Annotated in this window: 20 protein-coding genes; 10 read left to right on the forward strand and 10 right to left on the reverse strand. The window is 40.9% G+C overall.

Annotated elements, in window-relative coordinates; all coding sequences use genetic code 11:
• Positions 1-123: 123 nt before the first annotated feature.
• On the reverse strand, positions 124-606 hold the full coding sequence (locus tag ACSC9N_RS08775; RefSeq protein ID WP_004693449.1) for a hypothetical protein: 483 nt from the start codon (positions 604-606) through the stop codon (positions 124-126).
• Positions 607-707: 101 nt separating this feature from the next.
• Here ACSC9N_RS08775 and ACSC9N_RS08780 point away from each other — a divergent pair, with 101 nt between their 5' ends.
• From ACSC9N_RS08780 to dapC, 5 genes are all read left to right on the forward strand, one after another.
• Complete coding sequence (locus tag ACSC9N_RS08780; RefSeq protein ID WP_010326579.1) at positions 708-1,460, forward strand: AzlC family ABC transporter permease; 753 nt, start codon at positions 708-710, stop codon at positions 1,458-1,460.
• Positions 1,457-1,804 carry an L-valine transporter subunit YgaH gene (ygaH, locus tag ACSC9N_RS08785; RefSeq protein WP_004980107.1) on the forward strand — a complete coding sequence of 116 codons (348 nt, stop codon included), beginning with the start codon at positions 1,457-1,459 and terminating at the stop codon, positions 1,802-1,804. The genes ACSC9N_RS08780 and ygaH overlap by 4 nt, the downstream gene beginning before the upstream one ends.
• A 234-nt stretch (positions 1,805-2,038) precedes the next feature.
• Positions 2,039-3,253 (forward strand): formate-dependent phosphoribosylglycinamide formyltransferase, encoded by a 1,215-nt coding sequence (gene purT / locus ACSC9N_RS08790; RefSeq protein ID WP_171056718.1) that lies wholly within the window; start codon positions 2,039-2,041, stop codon positions 3,251-3,253.
• Positions 3,254-3,281: 28 nt separating this feature from the next.
• Complete coding sequence (glnD, locus tag ACSC9N_RS08795; protein ID WP_010326577.1) at positions 3,282-5,948, forward strand: [protein-PII] uridylyltransferase; 2,667 nt, start codon at positions 3,282-3,284, stop codon at positions 5,946-5,948.
• Between the two features lie 24 nt (positions 5,949-5,972).
• Entirely contained in the window at positions 5,973-7,142 is a 1,170-nt protein-coding gene (dapC, locus tag ACSC9N_RS08800) for a succinyldiaminopimelate transaminase (protein WP_395475181.1), read from the forward strand.
• A gap of 58 nt (positions 7,143-7,200) precedes the next feature.
• On the opposite strand, the gene ACSC9N_RS08805 is transcribed toward dapC, so the two are convergent.
• The 5 genes from ACSC9N_RS08805 to msrB all read right to left on the reverse strand — a co-directional run bounded on the left by ACSC9N_RS08805 (position 7,201) and on the right by msrB (position 12,035).
• Positions 7,201-9,423, reverse strand: a complete 2,223-nt coding sequence (locus tag ACSC9N_RS08805) for a TonB-dependent receptor (protein WP_010326575.1) — start codon at positions 9,421-9,423, stop codon at positions 7,201-7,203.
• Between the two features lie 169 nt (positions 9,424-9,592).
• Positions 9,593-10,216, reverse strand: a complete 624-nt coding sequence (locus tag ACSC9N_RS08810) for a LysE family translocator (protein WP_010326574.1) — start codon at positions 10,214-10,216, stop codon at positions 9,593-9,595.
• A gap of 47 nt (positions 10,217-10,263) precedes the next feature.
• Positions 10,264-11,115: an AraC family transcriptional regulator gene (locus tag ACSC9N_RS08815; RefSeq protein ID WP_439036137.1), complete on the reverse strand. Its 852-nt coding sequence runs from the start codon at positions 11,113-11,115 to the stop codon at positions 10,264-10,266.
• A gap of 21 nt (positions 11,116-11,136) precedes the next feature.
• Complete coding sequence (locus ACSC9N_RS08820) at positions 11,137-11,619, reverse strand: glutathione peroxidase (RefSeq protein WP_439036024.1); 483 nt, start codon at positions 11,617-11,619, stop codon at positions 11,137-11,139.
• Positions 11,616-12,035, reverse strand: a complete 420-nt coding sequence (gene msrB, locus ACSC9N_RS08825; protein ID WP_005399615.1) for a peptide-methionine (R)-S-oxide reductase MsrB — start codon at positions 12,033-12,035, stop codon at positions 11,616-11,618. The genes ACSC9N_RS08820 and msrB overlap by 4 nt, the downstream gene beginning before the upstream one ends.
• A 228-nt stretch (positions 12,036-12,263) precedes the next feature.
• Between msrB and ACSC9N_RS08830 the strand changes: the two genes are divergently transcribed.
• Positions 12,264-13,694, forward strand: a complete 1,431-nt coding sequence (locus ACSC9N_RS08830; protein ID WP_010326571.1) for a pyridoxal phosphate-dependent aminotransferase — start codon at positions 12,264-12,266, stop codon at positions 13,692-13,694.
• Positions 13,695-13,832: 138 nt separating this feature from the next.
• Entirely contained in the window at positions 13,833-14,036 is a 204-nt protein-coding gene (locus tag ACSC9N_RS08835) for a KTSC domain-containing protein (protein WP_004980128.1), read from the forward strand.
• Positions 14,037-14,061: 25 nt separating this feature from the next.
• Here the strand turns inward: ACSC9N_RS08835 and ACSC9N_RS08840 are convergent, their stop codons facing one another.
• On the reverse strand, positions 14,062-14,667 hold the full coding sequence (locus ACSC9N_RS08840) for an O-methyltransferase (protein ID WP_010326570.1): 606 nt from the start codon (positions 14,665-14,667) through the stop codon (positions 14,062-14,064).
• A gap of 30 nt (positions 14,668-14,697) precedes the next feature.
• A complete protein-coding gene (locus tag ACSC9N_RS08845) occupies positions 14,698-14,916 on the reverse strand; it encodes a DUF1653 domain-containing protein (protein ID WP_010326569.1) in 219 nt (72 codons plus the stop codon).
• Between the two features lie 238 nt (positions 14,917-15,154).
• Here ACSC9N_RS08845 and ahpF point away from each other — a divergent pair, with 238 nt between their 5' ends.
• The 3 genes from ahpF to ACSC9N_RS08860 all read left to right on the forward strand — a co-directional run bounded on the left by ahpF (position 15,155) and on the right by ACSC9N_RS08860 (position 18,060).
• Positions 15,155-16,720, forward strand: coding sequence for an alkyl hydroperoxide reductase subunit F (gene ahpF / locus ACSC9N_RS08850; RefSeq protein WP_010326568.1), 1,566 nt, complete (start codon positions 15,155-15,157; stop codon positions 16,718-16,720).
• A 180-nt stretch (positions 16,721-16,900) separates the two neighbouring features.
• Complete coding sequence (locus tag ACSC9N_RS08855; RefSeq protein ID WP_010326567.1) at positions 16,901-17,242, forward strand: hypothetical protein; 342 nt, start codon at positions 16,901-16,903, stop codon at positions 17,240-17,242.
• Between the two features lie 119 nt (positions 17,243-17,361).
• Positions 17,362-18,060, forward strand: coding sequence for a VIT1/CCC1 transporter family protein (locus ACSC9N_RS08860; protein WP_010326566.1), 699 nt, complete (start codon positions 17,362-17,364; stop codon positions 18,058-18,060).
• Between the two features lie 287 nt (positions 18,061-18,347).
• Here the strand turns inward: ACSC9N_RS08860 and ACSC9N_RS08865 are convergent, their stop codons facing one another.
• Both ACSC9N_RS08865 and ACSC9N_RS08870 read right to left on the reverse strand, forming a co-directional pair.
• Complete coding sequence (locus ACSC9N_RS08865; protein WP_029575007.1) at positions 18,348-19,124, reverse strand: TIGR03915 family putative DNA repair protein; 777 nt, start codon at positions 19,122-19,124, stop codon at positions 18,348-18,350.
• Position 19,125: 1 nt separating this feature from the next.
• A complete protein-coding gene (locus ACSC9N_RS08870) occupies positions 19,126-20,385 on the reverse strand; it encodes a putative DNA modification/repair radical SAM protein (RefSeq protein WP_010326564.1) in 1,260 nt (419 codons plus the stop codon).
• Positions 20,386-20,447: the final 62 nt, after the last annotated feature.

The raw sequence follows: 20,447 nt of genomic DNA on the forward strand, positions 1-20,447 counted from the left end.
CGACTCAATTCAGATATTTTACTGCATTGGGATAATGTACTATTTTTATTATATTTTTCATTAAAGCTCTAACCATAAAAAAGCGAGTTTTAAAAACTCGCTTTTGGGCATGCTATTTCGGTCTTAGACGCCTACTTTTTTAGGATCCGTATTGCCTAAACTTGGATTATCAATTGCGCCCCGACATTGTGCTTTATCACGTTCATAATCGCTCTGTTTCTGTGCAACACTTGACGAACCGTCTAAGGTCTCACGTGCCCATACTTCTAAGCTGGTCAAGGCTTTACGACACAGTGCGTATTTTCCTTCGGTTACTGAGTCTGTCATTTTGACATTAATACGCCAGTCCGTACTGAGTTTACGTGCAGGATGACGGACTTTGGCTTCAATCTGATCCAATTGCTTGTTATACACCAAGCCATCTACTTCATTGATAAACACCCAAGCACGCTGGGCATATTCCGTAGCATCATTGGTAATTTTTGGCGCAGCCTTAATTTCTACTTTTTGTTCAGGAGCTTGCTCTGACTGCCCACAAGCTTGCAAAAGTAAACTGCTTACAATAATTGCAGTCAGCCCTAAAGTACGTAATTCGAGCTTCAACATGGTTAAACGCCTCAACAAACAATTGGGCACTATGCTAGTGAATTCAGTTACAATACACAATCAATTTTGACCCATTGATAAAGTCTTCTTCAAGGTGTGTTGTGTCCGAACTTAATCCCACTCCTGCACAAGCTGCTGGCTTTTGGCAAGGGGCTAAGGATAGCCAAGCGATTATCTTTACCTATCTACCTGTTTCTTTTGCCTTTGGTGTATCTGCAACCCAGTTTGGCTTTAGTGCATGGGAGGCTTTATTTTTATCCTGCTCAATGTATGCAGGGGCCAGTCAGTTTTTAGTCGTTGCACTATTGGGTAGTAGCACGTCTATTTGGATGACTGCCCTCACTGTGATTGCCTTAGATATTCGTCACTTACTCTATGGCCCTGCGCTACAAAACTTAATTCAAGATAAACTGAACCTAAAGAAAACTGCTATTTGGTCATGGGGGCTAACCGACGAAGTTTTTGCCTCAGGCATGATTAAACTGTCACAACGTCGCCAAGAGTGGTCTGAGTCTTGGATGCTGGGCTTAAGCCTGTTTAGTTGGCTCGCATGGGCTACAGGTTCTTTTCTAGGTGGAATGTTTGCAGACCAAGTCAGTCATTTACCCCAGTTTTTACAAGCCGCTCTAGACTTTCTACTACCTGCACTGTTCTTAAGTTTCTTATTGGCAGCATTTGAAAAGAAACATACCTTCGTGGTGGCTGTGACCATTCTTGTATCTGCCATTGCCTGCTATTTTATTGACTTATCTGCTGCAATTTTTATTGGTATCAGTTCAGGTATATTTGCAGGTTTGTTTAAACACTATGTACTGAAAAAACCAGACCCTGAACATATGGGAGATCAAGCATGAATATCGAAATTATCTTGGTCGGCATTGTAGTGGGTATTGCAAATTTTGCCTCACGCTTTGGCCCATTCTTCGTCATTCAAAAGTTCCAACAAGGTTCACAAAAGCGCGGTGCTCTATGGTTGAAGATTGCATTAGGTTCGATTGGTATCGCGGCGATCAGTTCAATGCTCGTGGTTGCTACTTTGCCACCACTGTTAGATACACCCAATAAAAGTTTTGCCATGTTAGTCGGCTTCATCGTATTAGCTGGACTTTATTTCAAGTTTAAGCAAATCGTCCCTGCCACACTCACCGCGGCGCTTAGCTACGGCTTGGTTTACACCTATATTCCTATGCCTTTTTAACCCATATCTTGCATCCATCAAAACTTAAAGTGCTATTTGAAGCGATTCATCTGTGCAAGTCATTTCCAGCTTGATTGTAAAAGTTTATTGAGCATCTTTTTACATGAAAATTTTGATGTTGGAATGCACAGCATTATAAAAAAAATTGTTGGACAATATCATTAATTTATGTGAATGAACCCTGAACACTTTTAAGAGTTCTGCTATGCTAAAAGCCCATAAAATCAAGCATGGATGATTTACATGAGCGTTACTATTGGTACTCCACTTCAGCCTTCAGCATTTAAAGTTCTGCTATTGGGTTCTGGAGAGCTTGGGAAAGAAGTTGTGATTTCTTTACAACGTTTAGGTGTAGAAGTTCATGCTGCTGACCGTTACGATCATGCTCCTGCAATGCAAGTGGCACACTATGCCTATACCTTAAATATGGCAGATGCGACAGCGCTTAAACAACTCATTCAGGACGTTAAGCCGAATTTAATTGTTCCCGAAATTGAAGCCATTGTGACACAAGTATTGGTTGAAATCGAACAAGATAATATTGCGACAGTCATCCCCTCTGCAAAAGCGGTCAATTTAACCATGAACCGTGAAGGCATCCGTCGTTTAGCTGCGGAAGAACTGGGCTTACCTACATCGGCTTACCGTTTTGCAGATACTTTAGAATCTTTCCGTGCTGCATGTGATGACATTGGTTATCCAAACTTTGTTAAACCGGTCATGTCCTCTTCTGGTAAAGGCCAATCCCGCGTAAAAGAATTTTCAGAAGTAGATGCTGCTTGGGAATATGCGCAAACAGGTGGTCGTGTAAACCAAGGGACTGTGATTGTAGAATCGCAAATTGATTTTGATTTTGAAATTACGCTATTAACAGTTCGCTCTAAAAACCCTGAAACAGGTGAAATTGAAACGTCGTACTGTGACCCAATTGGTCACCGCCAAGACGCAGGCGACTATGTGGAAAGCTGGCAGCCTCAAGCCATGACACCAGCCGCACTTGACGAAGCAAAACGTATTGCCAATAAAGTCACTATCGCATTGGGTGGCTGTGGTATTTTCGGTGTAGAACTCTTTGTCAAAGGCGATAAAGTGTGGTTTAGTGAAGTATCACCACGACCACATGACACTGGTCTTGTGACGCTTGCCTCTCAGTTCCAAAGTGAATTTGAACTACATGCACGTGCGATTTTGGGTCTACCTGTAAATACGGCACGTCATAGCGTTGCAGCGAGCGCCGTGATCTATGCTGGCGTAGATGATAATAACTTATCTTTTTCTGGCTTAAATCTTGCTTTGGCAAACCCAAATACTGATTTACGCATTTTTGGTAAACCAGAAGGCTTTACACGTCGCCGTATGGGTGTTGCGACAGCACGTGCTGAAACAACCGACCAAGCGCGTGAACTAGCAGCACAAGCTGCTGAACTGGTTAGCGTTCATCAAAATTAAGCGTTGTTAAAATATACGGATACGGTTCATGATCAATACTTCTCCACTGCTTAACTATGTCAGCAGTAATCACGACATCAAAGCGATTAATCAATGGCGTAGTGATGTCGAAAATCAATTACAAGAAAGTTTTGATCATGGCCAATCCATTCGTGATGTCATTTTAACGCGTTCAAATATGATCGATGAAGCACTTATTTTCCTATGGAAATATGCAAAACTCGATCAGACAGACTTAAGTTTATTTGCTGTCGGTGGCTATGGTCGCCGAGAGATGCTGCCTTACTCAGATGTAGACATCATGATCTTGTCTGAAGATGAGTTTAGCGAAGAACAAGAGAAAATCATTTCAGTCTTTATTTCCTCACTTTGGGATGTCGGCAATTTCAAGCCCGGCATTAGTGTACGTACCATTGCCAACTGTGTTGAACAAGCAACCTCCGACTTAACAGTTGCCACAGCCCTCATTGAGTCCCGTTTAATTACAGGCAATGAACACTTAGCCAAATGGCCGCGACGCATTGTTTCGCAAACATGGACAGATAAAACCTTCTATGATGCAAAAATGGAAGAACAGGCCAAACGCTATGCACAGCATAACTTTACGGAAAGTAATCTAGAACCCGATATTAAAAACGCGCCGGGTGGCATTCGGGACATTAACCAAATTGGTTGGATTGCTAAGCGGCATTTCCGCGTCAACCGTATTTATGACTTGGTGCACTTAGGCTTTATTTCAGAGTTTGAGTTGGGTGTATTAGAAGAAGCCGAAAGCTTCCTCTGGGAAATTCGTCATCACCTACACCGCCTCACTAAACGTGATGAAAACCGTTTACTGTTCGACTATCAACGTGACATTGCAGCAAAGTTTGGCTATGTGCGTGAAGAAGGTAAATCACCGAATTATCCAATTGAACAATTCATGAAGCGTTACTATCGAAGCGCTCAACAAGTCACCACGCTGAATGAAATGCTGTTGGCTTATTTCAATGAATCTGTGATTACCCCACGCCTACCGAACTATGAGCGTAACATTGAAGAAATCAATGAAAATTTTAAACTAGTCGACGGCAAACTAGCCGTTCAACACCATAAAATTTTCTCTGAAAACCCAAGTGCTATTTTAGAAATTTTCTATATATTGGCTAATCGACCTGAAATTACAGGCATTCGCGCGCGCACTCTACGTCTGTTAATTTTGGCAGCTAAACGCATTGACCAAAAATATAGAGATAATCCATCACATCAAGCCCTGTTTATGGCCATCATTCGCTCACCCCATCGTTTATATGAAACCATGGTGGCAATGAAACGTTATGGCGTTTTAGGCAACTACATTCCTGCGTTTGGGCAGATTATGGGGTTGATGCAGTATGACTTATTCCATATCTATACCGTAGATGCACATACTTTATTATTACTGCGCAACTTAAACCGTTTCAAAGAACCTGAGTTTGCTAAAGACTTCCCTGTCGTCAGTTCAGTGTTCCAACGTCTGGCACGTCGTGACATTGTTTATTTGGCTGCCATTTTCCATGATATTGCTAAAGGCCGTGGCGGAGACCATAGTGAGCTAGGTGCAACCGATGCGATTGAATTCTGTCGTAGTCATGGTTTTACCGAACGCGAATGCAACCTTGTCGCATGGCTCATCCAAAACCATTTACTCATGTCCGTCACTTCTCAAAAGAAAGACATTTCTGACCCCGATGTGGTTAAAGCTTTTGCTGAGAAAATGGGCGACATGGAACATCTCGACTATCTATATACGTTGACAGTTTCGGATATCAATGCAACCAATCCTTCACTTTGGAATACGTGGCGCGCATCTCTTATGCGTCAGCTCTATACCCATGCACGTGACGTGATTCGCTCAGGTTTAGGCCGTCCTGTGGACTATCAAATGCTCATCGAGGACACCAAGTTTTCTGCCAGCGAACAACTGGTCGAAGAGTTTGCACTAGATGATGTCGAAAAAGTCTGGCAAGAACTGGGGGATGAATATTTCCTCAAAGAATCTGCTGATGAAATTGCTTGGCACACACGCGCTATTTTACAGCACGGTGACAACCCTGAACCGCTGGTTTTAATGCGTGCCCAGCGTAAATTTGCTCAAGATGCGGTACAAATCTTTATTTATACCCAAGATCAGCCCAACCTGTTTGCGACAACAGTTGCTATTCTCGATCGTATGAACTTGGATGTACAAGATGCACGTATTATTACCGCGACCAAAGCATTTAGCTTAGACACTTATGTCGTGCTTGACCGTTTTGGTACGCTGCTAACCGACCCTGAACGTGAAGCCAAAGTACTGTCAGCATTAAAAGATGCCTTAGCCAATTCAGATAAATACCCTGGGCTCATGCAACGTCGTATCCCACGTCAACTACGCCATTTCGACATTGAAAACACCGTTGATATTACGCTGAATGAAGCACTGCAACAAAACATGGTCGAAATTGCAACACTTGACCATCCTGGCTTACTTGCCAAAGTGGGCGGGTTGTTTATGATGCAAGGGTTAGATATTCACTCTGCTAAAATTGCCACCCTAGGTGAGCGTGCCGAAGATATTTTCTTTGTCACCAAAAAAGATGGTCAACCCATGACCGAAACTGAAGCTGAAACTTTTGCTGCACAACTAAAATCAGCCTTAGATGAAGCCTCTAGTCAGGTCTGTGGTCAACATTAACAATACACACTGGTATTTTGTTTCATGAACTCGAGTTTATCCCTTTTACACCCTTATCCTTTTGAAAAGTTGAATAAACTATTTCAGGATATTACTCCCGCAGACTTACCTCTCATTCCATTATCGATTGGTGAGCCTAAGCATCCTGCACCCGAGTTTGTGAAACAAGCCATTATCGATAATTTTCAGCATTTATCGACCTATCCAAACAGTAAAGGTATACCCGAATTACGCACCAGTATTGCAAACTGGCTAACCCGTCGTTTTCAACTCAATCAGATTAGTGTAGAAAACAATATATTACCTGTTTCTGGCACCCGTGAAGCAATCTTTTCTTTTGTACAGGCATTGGTAAATCGTGAAGATGCGCCTTATGTGGTTATGCCTAACCCGTTCTACCAAATTTATGAAGGTGCCGCTTTACTTGCTGGAGCAAAACCGTACTTTGTAAATTGCACCGAAGAAAATGGTTATCTCGGTGACTTTGATGCTTTACCTGCTGAAGTCTGGGAGAAAACTGCCCTATTATTTGTCTGTACACCAGGCAATCCGACTGGTGCTGTGTTATCAAAAGAACAATTCAAAAAATTAATCGCACTTTCAGACCAATATGGTTTTGTGATTGCATCGGATGAATGCTATTCAGAGCTTTGGTTTGATACTGCACCTGTGGGCTTACTCGAAGTTTGTGCTGAAATAGGCCGAGACGACTACAAAAACTGTGTCGTATTCCACTCACTGTCTAAGCGCTCAAACTTACCAGGTATGCGTTCTGGCTTTGTCGCGGGTGATGCAGCATTGCTCAAGCCTTATTTGCAATACCGTACGTATCATGGTGCGGCGATGCCTGTACAGCACCAATTGGCTTCGATTGCAGCATGGGATGACGAAGCGCATGTTGAAGCAAATCGTGTGCAATATCGTGCAAAATTTGATTTATTTCAAAAGGAATTGGGCCATATACTGCCCCTACAAAAACCAGATGCAGGTTTTTACTACTGGTTAAAAGTAGATAATGACGAAACTTTTGCAAAAATGCTCATGGAAAAAGCACATGTCAAAGTGCTTCCTGGACGTTATTTGTCACGCGATACTGAGCAAGGTAACCCAGGCGAAAACCATGTACGTCTTGCGCTAGTTGCAGATCTTGCACAGTGTGAACAAGTCATTGCTCGCCTTAAAGCAATTTTATAAATAAGCTCATCTAAAAAAGAAAACCTCCTATAAAGGAGGTTTTCTTTTTTTCATTCGATTAAAAATCAAATGATGCACTAAGCATAAATGTTCGCGGTAAACCAGCAACTAAATAGCCATTATTGGTGTTGCTTGTATTGTTAATATTGTCATATAGACCAACAGAACCCCAATAATCCTGATCAAATACATTATTCACAAGGAAGTTAAATGTTGTTGGGGTTTGACCAAACTGAGTTCTATAACTTGCACCTAAATCAAGCGTAGTCCAATCTTTAACTTTCAAATTATTGTCCAAGCTTGCATAAGTTGAACCTGTATAAGTCAATTGGGCATTCAAAGAAATATCTTGCGGGAGTGGTAATTTCCAATTCGTGCCTAGGTTCGCCTGAAACTTTGGAACCCCTACTTCATAATTTCCATCATAAATAGCTGAGCCAGTATTCTCTTGCGTCGCATGCATCCACGTTAAACCACCTAAAACAGTCAAGGAGTCTGTAAGCTTTCCATAACTGCTCAGTTCTAGCCCCCGATGAACGTATTCACCAGAATCACTAAATACACCATTTTGCATAATGCCACGTTGTTTATTAATATCAAATAAACTTAATGTCACCCCAAGATGGTCATTTTCATATTTGGCACCTACTTCTTTCTGTTCAGCCACAAACGGTTTAATCGATGTGGTCACCCCACCAGTTGTATTTGTTAGACCCTTCGCTAAAGATTCAATGTAGTTGGCATAAACTGAAACTTCTGGAGTAATTTTATAGGTTACTCCAAGTGCAGGCGTCCATTTACTCTCATCATATGCCCCTGTTTTCACTTGAGAATAATTATATGTATCTTGGAGAATCTGCTGATAACGCGCACCCAACATGATAATTAATTTATCATCTAATGCAGTCAGATTATCCCCAATAGCAACACTTCTTAAGCGCGTCCGAGTGGTCAATTTCGGACTATCCATATCTCCACCTGAGAATGCTGGTGTTAAAGCAGCAGGTTGGTCATGTTGAATAGGATGATAAATATTAGAGTTCAATGGATTCCCTGAATCCATAAAATAGGCATTTCTCGTATTTAGTTGAAATGCTGATCCAGAAACAACTAAATTATGTTTAATTGAACCTGTATCGAACTTTCCACGTACCCCTACCTCACCTGTATTGACCATGTCTACACGAGCATTGTCAAAACGGTAGAGTGTACTAGCACCCGTTGAAGCATTTCTTAATGTGTAGCTTGCCAGTGAGTTTTGTTCTTCGCCATGACGGAAACCATATGCTGCATATGCAGTTAGTGCATCATTAAAATCATATTCCGCACGGTAACTTCCAAAAACATTCTCTTCATTTGAATAAGACCATTTTTGAGCATAATTACTAGAACTATCAATAGCCTTTGGTACCAACGTTAACCCAGCACCCAATGTTACATTTGGTCGAGTTGCATTTAAGCGATTGTTGCTATAGCCCATATCACCCGAAAGGCGTAGGCCCTCACCACTATAATCTAGTCCAATAGCAGCAAGCCCTAATGATTTCTTTTCATCATCAACAGACGTATTTCCATCATGGTAGGCGGTGTTTACTCGTACACCAAATTGCTGATCTTTACCAAAACGTCGTGAAATATCATTTGAGATATAGCCACCATTAAAATCGGTACCCACAGTTACCCGATTTAATGGCTCATTTCCTGCTCGTTTTGGTAGAAGATTGATTGCTCCACCGATCCCACCATTACTTGGCATAGCACCGTTTAAAAACGATGAGGCACCCTTTAATACTTCCACACGCTCAAAAAGTTCTGTTGGAATATATTGACGCGGTAATATTGAATATAAACCATTATAAGCAGTGTCATCTGACCCTAAGTTAAAACCACGGATATAGTAGTTTTCTTGAAAATTACCATATCCTCGCCCAACACGTACACTCGGATCTGCTTTTAGCACATCCCCAACACTCTTTGCTTGACGCTCTTGAATATATTGATTGGTATAGCTAGTTAAATTAAATGGCGTATCAAGATTTTTTTGATTCCCAAAAATCCCAACTCGGCCGCCACTTGCAACCTGACCACCAGCGAAAGCTTCCATTAAACCATTTGCAGAAGCATCGGCACTTGCAACTATACGGATTGTTTCCAAAGCTGTAAGATTACTCGCCTGAGATGATGAGTCAGATTCAACGACTACTGGAGCTTCGGCAGCATATGAAATACTGTACCCAGATACACATGCCATCATTAACACCAATGGTTTCAGCTTAACCATTTCCTACCCTTTTTCATCAATCTAAAATTCGAGCCTGATAGTAAATGAGAATTGATCTTAGTCAAACTGATTTAATTCTCATTTAAATTGTAAATTCAAATGAGAATTAATTATTCCATTGTTATAACTTATGACGTCAGACAACTGATTGACTTTTACTTTAAGATTCTCATATTACTAGCCCATCTAATAGCAAAACGATTGCAAAAGAGGCAAAGCAGCACCCTGACATCTTATAAAGCCAATTGAGTCGCTGGGTTAAAAAATGATTCCAACGCTTCCAACTCAATAACTTAAGCAACAGCAGATTCCACATCAGAACCAGTGCCACCATCCAGAGACTCATTAAAAGCAAAGTATAAAAATCAAATTTTGAATAAACCAGCAATATCAAACTACTATAGAACATCATATTTTTAGGATTCAGCAAACTTGACTGTAAACCTTGAGTAAAACATAGAATTCTCGTTTGAGGAGGTGCAGGATCACGCGCTTGAACTTCAACACTCTCATGATGCTTATAGCGAAAACATTGCATAGACAAATACAATAAATAAGCAACACCTAATCCGCGTAGCAACAGCAGAACATAAGCATGAATATGCCCAAGCCACCCCAGTAAAGTAAAAATAAGCGCTAGAATAAAAACATTCCCAGCTACAATACCGAAAACTGTATATCGTGCCCTTCGTTGACCACTGTTTAATGCCGTCATCAGTATCAGGAAAAAATCGGGGCCAGGAGAAAGCAAAGCCACAAAATGCGTCACAGCAATAACAATAAAAAGCTCCATCACTAATCTCTCTTTAAAAGTGAGACAAGCCTAACGATGGATGAAGATCAACTCTTGGATAAAATTGCGCGATGTTGCTTTTGATAGAGCTTAGGCGTAGTGCCCGTTAAATTTTTAAAAACACGATGAAAATGACTTTGGTCACTAAAGCCCAGCGTATAACTCAGTTGCGCTATATCCATACCTTGTTTTAAAAAGGTACGTGCATCATTAATTTTATGATTCAATTGATAAGCGTGCGGCGTCATACCTAAAGACGATTTAAATAGCCGAATAATGGCATACCGACTCAACTGGACTTCTTGCGACATTTGCTCTAATGATAAAAACACATCAGCATCCTGAATCATCGATAAAAGCTGCTTAAACTCTTGCTGTGCATAGTGTTGAGGAGCAAGAAATTCTAGCTGAATATATGGAAATAAAAGCTCAGTAAGTGTTGTGATTAAGGTTTGTTCTTTTTCCCAATAAGACAGTGCAGTATCAAATAATTGACTGTTAAGACAACTGAAGTCATGATACATCTTAGGCTGTTTATACAGCACGGGTTTGAACTGCGGTATGTCTTGATAAGCATCTTTATGTGCAGTTTCTTGTAATAACTGATTCAACCAATGTGCATCTAAATGCATCATTTGGTAGCTCCAAGCCTGATCTGGAACAGGATTACACGCATGTTCTACATGTGCAGGAACCAATACCAAAGTACCAGCGTCTATTTGTTGCGTTCCACCGAAGTGGCTAGTGAAAATGCTGTTACCTTGATCCACCGTTCCAATTGAAAATGTCGGATGACTATGGGCTTTAGAACAAGCACGACTTGCACATGCCCGACGTGTTTCCACATAAGGCATGTGTGGGTCACTCCAAAATTCAACTAAAGCACCTTGCTCTTTCATCACTGACGATACATCAACCGATTATTGTTGTAATGCTTTTTCAATATCTGCCTGAATGGCTTCAGGCTTGGTGGTTGGCGCATAACGATTAATTACTTTGCCATCTTTACCAATCAAGAATTTTGTAAAATTCCACTTAATGCCGCTGCCGAGAATCCCTTTGCTGTTATTGGTTAAATAACGGAATATGGCGTGGGCTTCAGGGCCTTTAACATCAACTTTGGAAAACATGGGAAAAGTCACCCCATAGTTTTTCTGACAATACGTTCCTATTTGCTCATTGCTACCCGGATCTTGCCCCCCAAACTGATTACAAGGGAAGCCTAACACCTCAAACCCTTGTGCATGATATTGCTCGTAAATTTTTTCTAATCCCGCAAATTGTGGTGTAAACCCACATTTACTGGCCGTATTGACGATGAGCAGCACTTCGCCCTTATAGTCAGCAAAGGCTTTATTTTTTCCATCTAACAATTCCGCTTCAAACTGATAAATGTTGGTCATGGATAAGTATCCTCATCACTTTTTTCTTGTGTTTCTAGTTCTAATGAAGCCGAGTTTACACAGTAACGTAAACCTGTAGGCTCAGGTCCATCTGTAAAAACATGGCCTAAATGAGCATCACAGTGATGACATACAATTTCGGTACGCACCATGCCATGTGTTGTATCTTGATGCTCTTCTATCACAGTCGTATTGAGTGGCTTATAAAAACTTGGCCAGCCGCAACCACTGTCATATTTATTTTCAGAATTAAATAATGGCGTACCACAGCAGCGACATACATAAGTGCCGGCTTGTTTAGTATTCCAATATTTCCCCGTAAAGGCTGGTTCCGTCCCCTTTTGTCGCGTAATGCGAAATTCGTCAGGTGATAACTCTCTTTGCCATTCTCGGTCTGTTTTATTGAGTTTTCCCATGATCACGTCCCTTTCTATCTTGCTATTTAAAATAGGATAATCCTATATTTACGTGATTCAACTTAAAATTTCTAGTGTTTAGTTCACAATTTACAAAAGACCTATAATTCCAATAAAAGCAAAAAGAAAGCAATTAATAAAAATGGTAAGCAATTTATTTTCTTAAATGCTTTTTTGTGAGCAAATTTAGTGTTAGTCTTATTGACATTCTTGCTCAGGATTAAAAAAATGTCGCAAAAAAAGAGCGTTATTTTTAAACATCTACTGCCTGTGATTAAACAATATCAACAGGTGGGTTTTACGCATGAAAAAATTGTTGCTTTACTCAGAGATGAACATGATCTCGACCTGGTGACAACTGAAACATTTAAAAGCTATTTATACCGTTATGCAAAAGTGACCTCCACTCTTTCCGAGAACATCAAAATGCCGAACACTCTCCAAACCCCACGCGAAATAAAAAAATCGTCTAAGCTCGAGCATGTATGCTACGACATCCGTGGACCAGTGTTACGAGCGGCCAATGAAATGGAAGAAGCCGGCCATAAGATTATCAAACTCAACATTGGTAACCCTGCACCGTTTGGTTTTGAAGCTCCTCAAGAAATTATTAATGATGTGGCTTTAAACCTGCCAAATGCAGTGGGTTATACCGACTCAAAAGGGATTTTCCCTGCGCGTAAAGCCATCTGTCAGTACTATCAGCAAAAAGGCATCTTAGATATGCATGTCAATGACGTGTATATCGGAAATGGTGTCTCTGAATTGATTATGATGGCCATGCAAGGCTTGTTAGATGATGGTGACGAGATGCTCGTGCCAATGCCTGACTACCCCCTTTGGACGGCTGCGGTAAATCTTTCAGGCGGTACAGCTATTCATTATAAATGTGATGAAGAAAACTTTTGGTATCCCGATATTACGGATATGGAGAGTAAAATCACACCACGTACCCGTGGTATCGTGATTATCAATCCAAACAACCCAACAGGTGCAGTTTATCCACGCCATGTACTTGAGCAAATCGTCGCATTGGCTAAAAAGCATGATTTGATTTTGTTTGCAGATGAAATTTACGACAAAATCGTTTATGACGGTATTGAACATGTTTCTGTAGCAGCATTAGCTGGTGACCAACTCTGTATCTCTTTCAATGGTTTATCTAAAGCATACCGTATTGCGGGTTACCGTTCAGGCTGGATGGCAATCACAGGCGATAAGTCTCGTGCAGTCGACTATATTGAAGGTCTAGACATGCTCGCTTCTATGCGTTTGTGTGCTAACCACCAAGCTCAGTATGCCATTCAAACTGCTTTAGGCGGCTACCAGTCAATCAATGATTTAATTCGCCCAGGTGGTCGTTTATACGAACAGCGTAATATCGCTTGGCAAATGTTGAATGACATTCCAGGCGTATCGTGTGTTAAACCTGAAGGCGCAATGTATTGCTTCCCGAAATTGGACCCAGAAATCTATCCAGTTCAAGATGACGAAAAACTGATGCTTGATCTACTTCGTGCGGAAAAAGTACTTCTGGTTCAAGGCACAGGCTTTAACTGGCCAACACCAGATCATTTCCGTGTGGTGTTCTTACCTGCTGAAAATGAACTACGTGAAGCTATTACCCGAGTAGGTCGTTTCCTTGCGAAAATGCGTTAATTGATCACTTAAAAAAGCCGTACTTTATGTACGGTTTTTTATTTACAAAACTGTAATACTTCACTTTTTAAGTTTGGCATAAGTTTAAATTAAGCAGCCACATTGCTGTGATTCCATGTAAATGATGGGGAGTCGCTTATGGGGACAATTGCGGTAACATCTTGGAAATACAATGCTTCCACACGCTATTTAAAAATTTTCTATGCCGATGGTTCAGGCGAGCTGTACCACCCTGTGCCTGAATTTATTTATAACAACTTAGTTCGATGTAATAATAAAACAGCTTTTGTTCATAAATATTTAGAATATGATTTGCACTTTACGCGCTTAAGTATTCATTAATTTTTGAATCTCAAACAATCAGGATTTATCCTGATTGTTTTTCATGATCCCACGTCACCACCAACAAGCCGGCACCAATCGCTAATGTAGACAGGTTAAACTGCTCGTCCTGCTGAATAATCGCGATGAAGTCCGTGACTTGATCTGCATGCGATAGAACATTATCAACCACCAAAACTCCGCGTGAAACACACATTAGTCGTTTCAAATCTGGCCAATAGTCGACATAAGCATCACGTTCAGCATCTAGCAATATAAAATCAAAGATGGCTTGCGACTGCTTCAAATATTCAGCTGCATCACCCACCCAAAACTCAACACCATTGGATAAATTGAAATCCGCAAGATGGCTAGCGGCTTGTTGACTTCTCCCAGCATCAATTTCTAAAGTGGTTAATCGAGCATTCACTTGTTGCGCTGCATAAGCCAACCATAAGGTTGAGTAACCTGTTGATGTTCCTATTTCTAATATCTGCTGAGGCTGCTGAATATGAACCAGTTGCGCCAAAAATTGTGCAGACTCAGGCTCAATATTGCGAAAGCGCGCAATACGATCTGCTTGCGTACTGTCATGTTCTTGAAAGCGTTGATATAAAGCCGATACTTTACTCAAAAATTCTGCATGCATCATCAAATCCCCCTCTACTTTACTTAGCTTCGTTTATACTTCTTGAATCAGCTTAAAGCGCTCAACTTCACGGTCATCTTCTAGCATTACCGTTTCAGTAAACATGACAAGTGGACGTACCCAAATCGAGTAATCACCATATAAACACTGATAAACCACCAGTTTTTCTTCGGTTTCACTATGTGTCGCTACATGTAAAACTTGATACAGTTGCCCTTTATAATGCTGATAGATACCGCGCTGTAATTGCATCGCTTGCTTCCCTATTTTTTAACTGTCTCGATCATACCTAATTTATACGGCTTAAACTGCAAATCACTTGAAGAATCATTTAAATCCCCCATATAGCTTTATGAAATGATTGAAGAAAACATCTTTAAATCTATAAAACCGATTATTAAAATAAAAACAAACTGTTTTATCTATTTTTAGATTTACTCTATGATTCTTCTATCAAATAATTTTACAGACTGCTTTGGAGAGCTTAACAATGTTAGATCAAAATACTTCAGCTCAATTAAAAACACTTCTTGAACGCCTAGAAGGTCCGATTGAATTGGTTGCGACTTTGAACCGTTCTGAGAAATCAGACAAAATTAAAGAATTGGTTGAAGAAGTTGCAGCACTGTCTCCACTGGTGACTGCACGTTTTGATGGTCAAAACTCACGTGCACCTAGCTTTGGTGTAGCAAAAGCCGGTGAACAACCACGTGTGTTCTTTGCGGGTTTACCGATGGGACATGAGTTTACCTCTTTGATCTTGGCATTGTTACAGACCTCAGGTTATGCACCCAAAGTATCTGATGAAGTTTTGGCCTCAATCAAAGCTTTGGGCATCCAGTCTGACTTTGACGTATTTGTCTCTTTAAGCTGTCATAACTGCCCAGACGTGGTGCAAGCGTTGAACCTGATTGCCATTTACAATCCGGGCACGACAGCAACCATGATTGATGGTGCATTCTTCCAAGACGAAGTCGAAGAGCGCAAAATTATGGCTGTACCGATGGTGTTCCAAGACAATAACCATATCGGTCAAGGCCGTATGACCTTGGAAGAAATTATTGCCAAACTGGATACCAATTCCGCTGCCAAAGAAGCTGAAAAACTCAATGCCAAAGATGCTTTTGATGTTTTAGTGATTGGTGGTGGCCCTGCAGGAAATACCTCTGCCATCTACGCAGCACGTAAAGGCATTAAAACAGGGATCGTGGCTGAACGTATGGGTGGTCAAGTCATGGATACCATGGACATTGAAAACTATACCTCGATTCAAAAGACTCAAGGGCCGAAGTTTGCTGCTGAAATGGAAGCACATGTACGTGAGTACGGTGTGGACATCATGAACTTACAACGTGTTTCTAACATCAAAGGTGCGGATGAGACAGCAAATGGCTTGGTTGAAGTCACTTTAGAAAATGGTGCGAAGCTTGAATCTAAAACAGTGATTCTTTCAACAGGTGCACGTTGGAGAGAAATGAATGTGCCAGGCGAAGCAGAATACCGCACTCGTGGTGTTGCTTACTGTCCACACTGTGATGGTCCACTGTTTAAAGGCAAACGTGTAGCAGTAATTGGCGGGGGGAACTCCGGTGTCGAAGCTGCGATTGATCTTGCTGGGATTGTTGAACATGTAACTTTGGTTGAGTTTGATACCAAACTACGTGCCGACCAAGTGTTGCAAGACAAATTGCATAGCTTGCCTAACACTACGGTGATCCTGAATGCACTCTCGACCGAAGTTGTGGGTGATGGTTCACAAGTGACGGCATTGAAATATAAAGACCGTGCAACTGATGTAGAACATACGGTTGAGCTTGCAGGAATCTTTGTGCAAATTGGTTTATTACCAAACACTGATTTCTTAAAAGAGACTGCTGTTGAGCTTTCAAACCGTAATGAGATTATGATTAACGATCGCAACGAAACCAATGTCAAAGGTGTATTTGCCGCAGGTGACTGTACGACTGTGCCATACAAGCAAATCATCATTGCCACAGGTGAAGGCGCGAAAGCATCTCTATCTGCTTTTGATTATATTATTCGTTCTGGCGTGTAATCCTCTCAGACGCCTCCCTGCTAAAGGCTTATAGGTAACTCAGCTTATAAGCCTTTTTATCACGCTGTTTTTTATAAAAAATTACATTTTTTTAACAATAATGCAGTCTGCTTTACATTCAAAGTAGATTATATTTTGCCCAACCCCTACTTTTGGGTATAAAACGAAAAGGATATGAAAATGAATAAATTACTTATTGCTTTAGGTCTTGCTGCTGCTGTTGTTTTAGTGGGTTGTTCAAAAGAAAAAGCACCTGAAACAGGTGCAACGACAGGTGAACACCTTGAAAATGCTGCTGAACAAGCAGGTCATGACATTAACCAAGCTGCAAGTGAAGCTGTATCTGACACTCAAAAAGCTGCAGATGAAGCATCTGCAAAAATTGGTGCTGCCGCTGACGAAGCTGCTGCGAAAACTGAAGCTGCTGCTGAAGATGTTAAAAATGCCTCTAAAGAAGCAACAGCTCATGTTGCTGGCGCCGTAGAACAAGGTGCTGCTGATGTGAAAGAAAAAGCGCAATAATATTTCTAAACTCAAAAAAGCCTCCCACTCGGAGGCTTTTTTATGGGCTGTGCTATAGTAGATGAAACGTGCATTATTAAATAAATCATAACTTTAAAATTTGAGGATGATCTATCGTCATGTCCTATTCTCACCATGTTGAACCTCATTTAATTCATCGTACTGGTTGGCTACGTGCAGCGGTTTTGGGTGCCAATGACGGCATCATTTCAGTGACCAGTTTGATTATGGGGATGGCGGCCAGTGGCGCAACCAGCCATACCTTACTCATCACATGTATTGCAGGGCTCATTTCAGGTGCAAGCTCTATGGCTGCGGGCGAGTATATTTCGGTGAAGTCTCAATCGGATATTGAAGAAGCCGATTTAAAACATGAAGCTAGGGAATTAGATAAAAACCCGCACTTAGAACTTAAAGAACTGACTCAAATTTATATACAACGTGGACTAGAACCCGAGCTAGCACATGAAGTCGCGGTGCAACTCAGCGCACATGATGCACTGTCTGCACATGCCCGTGATGAAATAGGCATCCATGAAAATACCAGTGCCAAGCCACTTGAAGCCGCGGGTTCTTCTGCCCTCGCCTTTTCACTAGGTGCTCTGTTTCCTATGCTGGCCATTCTCTTAAGCCCTCAAGGTTATCTAACTCAGTCAGTTGCTCTTACAGGGGTACTATCGTTGTTCGGTTTAGGCGCTTTATCAAGTTACTTTTCTGGGACATCTATGTGGAAAGGTGCATTTCGTGTGACGCTATGGGGGATTTTCGCGATGCTGTTTGCCAGTTGGATTGGCTCCCTATTTAATGTGCATGTTTAACGTCAACAACACGATAAGCGTTAACAATCTACCTATTAAAAATGTAAAAAGCCCATGGATTGAATGGGCTTTTTACTATTTACAGCATCATTTATCATCAACTTTAAGCTTGCACATTTTTCTCTGAGCCACTACTCAAATGCACTATTACTGATGGTTGTGCTTCAAGTCTACAGGTGCAACAGCTTATTTTTTTAATTAATATGAATTGTTTAACGTCTGTTCTCCTTCCCATAGCGGCCTAAAACATCATAGAAATGATGAGTCAACGCCATACTTGCATCTCGCTAGATTGTTTTTTCATTCATATAACGCCAGTAGCGTTTAGGAACATATTGCACATGTAGTTTGATATTTGTTCTTGCCTTGATGTTGATACTTTTAAAATAATCTTTCCATAACTGGTCATACAACAGCTCATCATCATCTAATTCAACATTAAAGGACTGACTGTGTCCGACTTTGTGTGCATGATCAATTTGATCCACATCCATCTTCACCTGATGGACGGCTGTCAAATCAAAATAAATCCCAAAATTTCTTTTCTCATCATAAATCAACCATCTTTGATCTTCATATCGGTTTCTAAAATGCCGTTCTATCAACGGTAAAACATTAAAATCTGGCTGTACCAGACTTAAAAACAATCCATCCTTACATTTTTTAAAGCGAACAAAAGCTTCCATACGATGCTTTTCCCTGCCCACTTGTTTGGCCCAGTGCGAAACAGCCAATACATCCGTATGCGCATAGTTACGATCTACCGCATGTGTATTTTTAAATACATAGATACAGAAATTAAAAAGATGTTGATGTGCCTGTTCCTGCTCAGACAGAAAGCAATAATAAAAAGATCGTAGACTTTCAGCCGTAATTTTTTGCTTTAACCCTCGCCAAACTCGCTCTGCGTGTTCGTCATTTGAAGCAACCTCAATACACTCATCAAACAAGCTGGCTTGGGAATTGTTAGATGCAAGCTTGACGTCAAAATCTTTAAACTGAAAGCTTCTATATACACAACTCAGTAGTCCAGTCATGGTTCGATCAAAACGATATATCGACATACTAAAAACCGAAGCCCAGTTGAGGCGAAAGCTGTTTTTGATATTTGGATTGCCCCGATTGCAAAATATGCTGCCGAATCTGGTTCGCTTGTTGTTCTTTTTTAAACTTTGGCGTATCTGCACAGCGAATAAAATGCTGTGCCCGATTGTAAGCAATGCCCATACGCTTTAGTTGATCGATATGAATTTGCCCAAAACGACGAGCTTGCACAATTTTTTTAGCCGATTGAACACCTATACCCGGAACACGTAAAATCATACGATAGTCTGCATGTTGAATATCAACAGGAAAATGCTCAGGGTTACGTAATGCCCAACTTAGCTTCGGGTCGATGTCCAAATCTAAATTCGGATGCTGATCATTCACAATTTCCTGCGCATCAAAACCATAGAAACGCATGAGCCAATCCGACTGATACAGCCGATTTTCTCTTAATAATGGCGGTGCAGAACCCACGACAGGAAGCATTTTTTCCTGTTCATTGATTGGGATATAGCCTGAAAAATACACCCGTTTGAGCTGATACACTTTGTAATGATGATCTGCCATTAAAATAATATCTTTGTCTGTTTCTTGATGTGCGCCCACCACCATCTGAGTGGTTTGTCCAGCGGGTACAAACTTCGGCACATGTTGAATCACACGCCGCTCATCCGTCAACTGAATTAAGCGATCGCGTACAATACCTAAATCCTTTTGTACTTCTGCATGCGATTTTTCTGGTGCAAACTGTTTTAAACCAACTTCTGTCGGCATTTCCAAGTTAATACTCATGCGGTCTACATATAAGCCCGCCTCGGTAATAATCTCTTGGGAAGCACCAGGTATCGTTTTTAGGTGAATATAACCATTAAAGTTTTCTTCAAGACGTAACTTTTTCACCACTTGCAGCATTCGCTCCATAGTGAAATCAGCTGATTTAAAAATACCTGAACTGAGAAATAACCCTTCAATATAATTGCGGCGGTAAAAGTTGATGGTTAAATCCACCACTTCTTGTACAGTAAAAGCGGCTCGCTTGACATCGTTAGAGCGTCTAGAAACACAGTAGGAACAATCAAAAATACAGACATTTGAAAATAGAATTTTAAGCAATGAAACACAGCGACCATCTTCTGTATAACTATGACAAATACCGTTTCCTGTATTTCCCAAACCTTGGTTTTTGTTTTTACGATTGCTACCACTGGACGAACAGGACACGTCATATTTAGCTGCATCAGCTAGAATCTGTAGCTTTTCGCGGATACGATCGGTCATGACGATCCTCGGTAAAATCTAAAATAAAAGTATAAAAAATTTCAGACTAAAAGCATTGCCAA

The sequence above is a fragment of the Acinetobacter sp. PC34 genome (genome assembly GCF_051789135.1).
In the GTDB taxonomy this organism is placed as follows: Bacteria; Pseudomonadota; Gammaproteobacteria; order Pseudomonadales; family Moraxellaceae; genus Acinetobacter; species Acinetobacter johnsonii.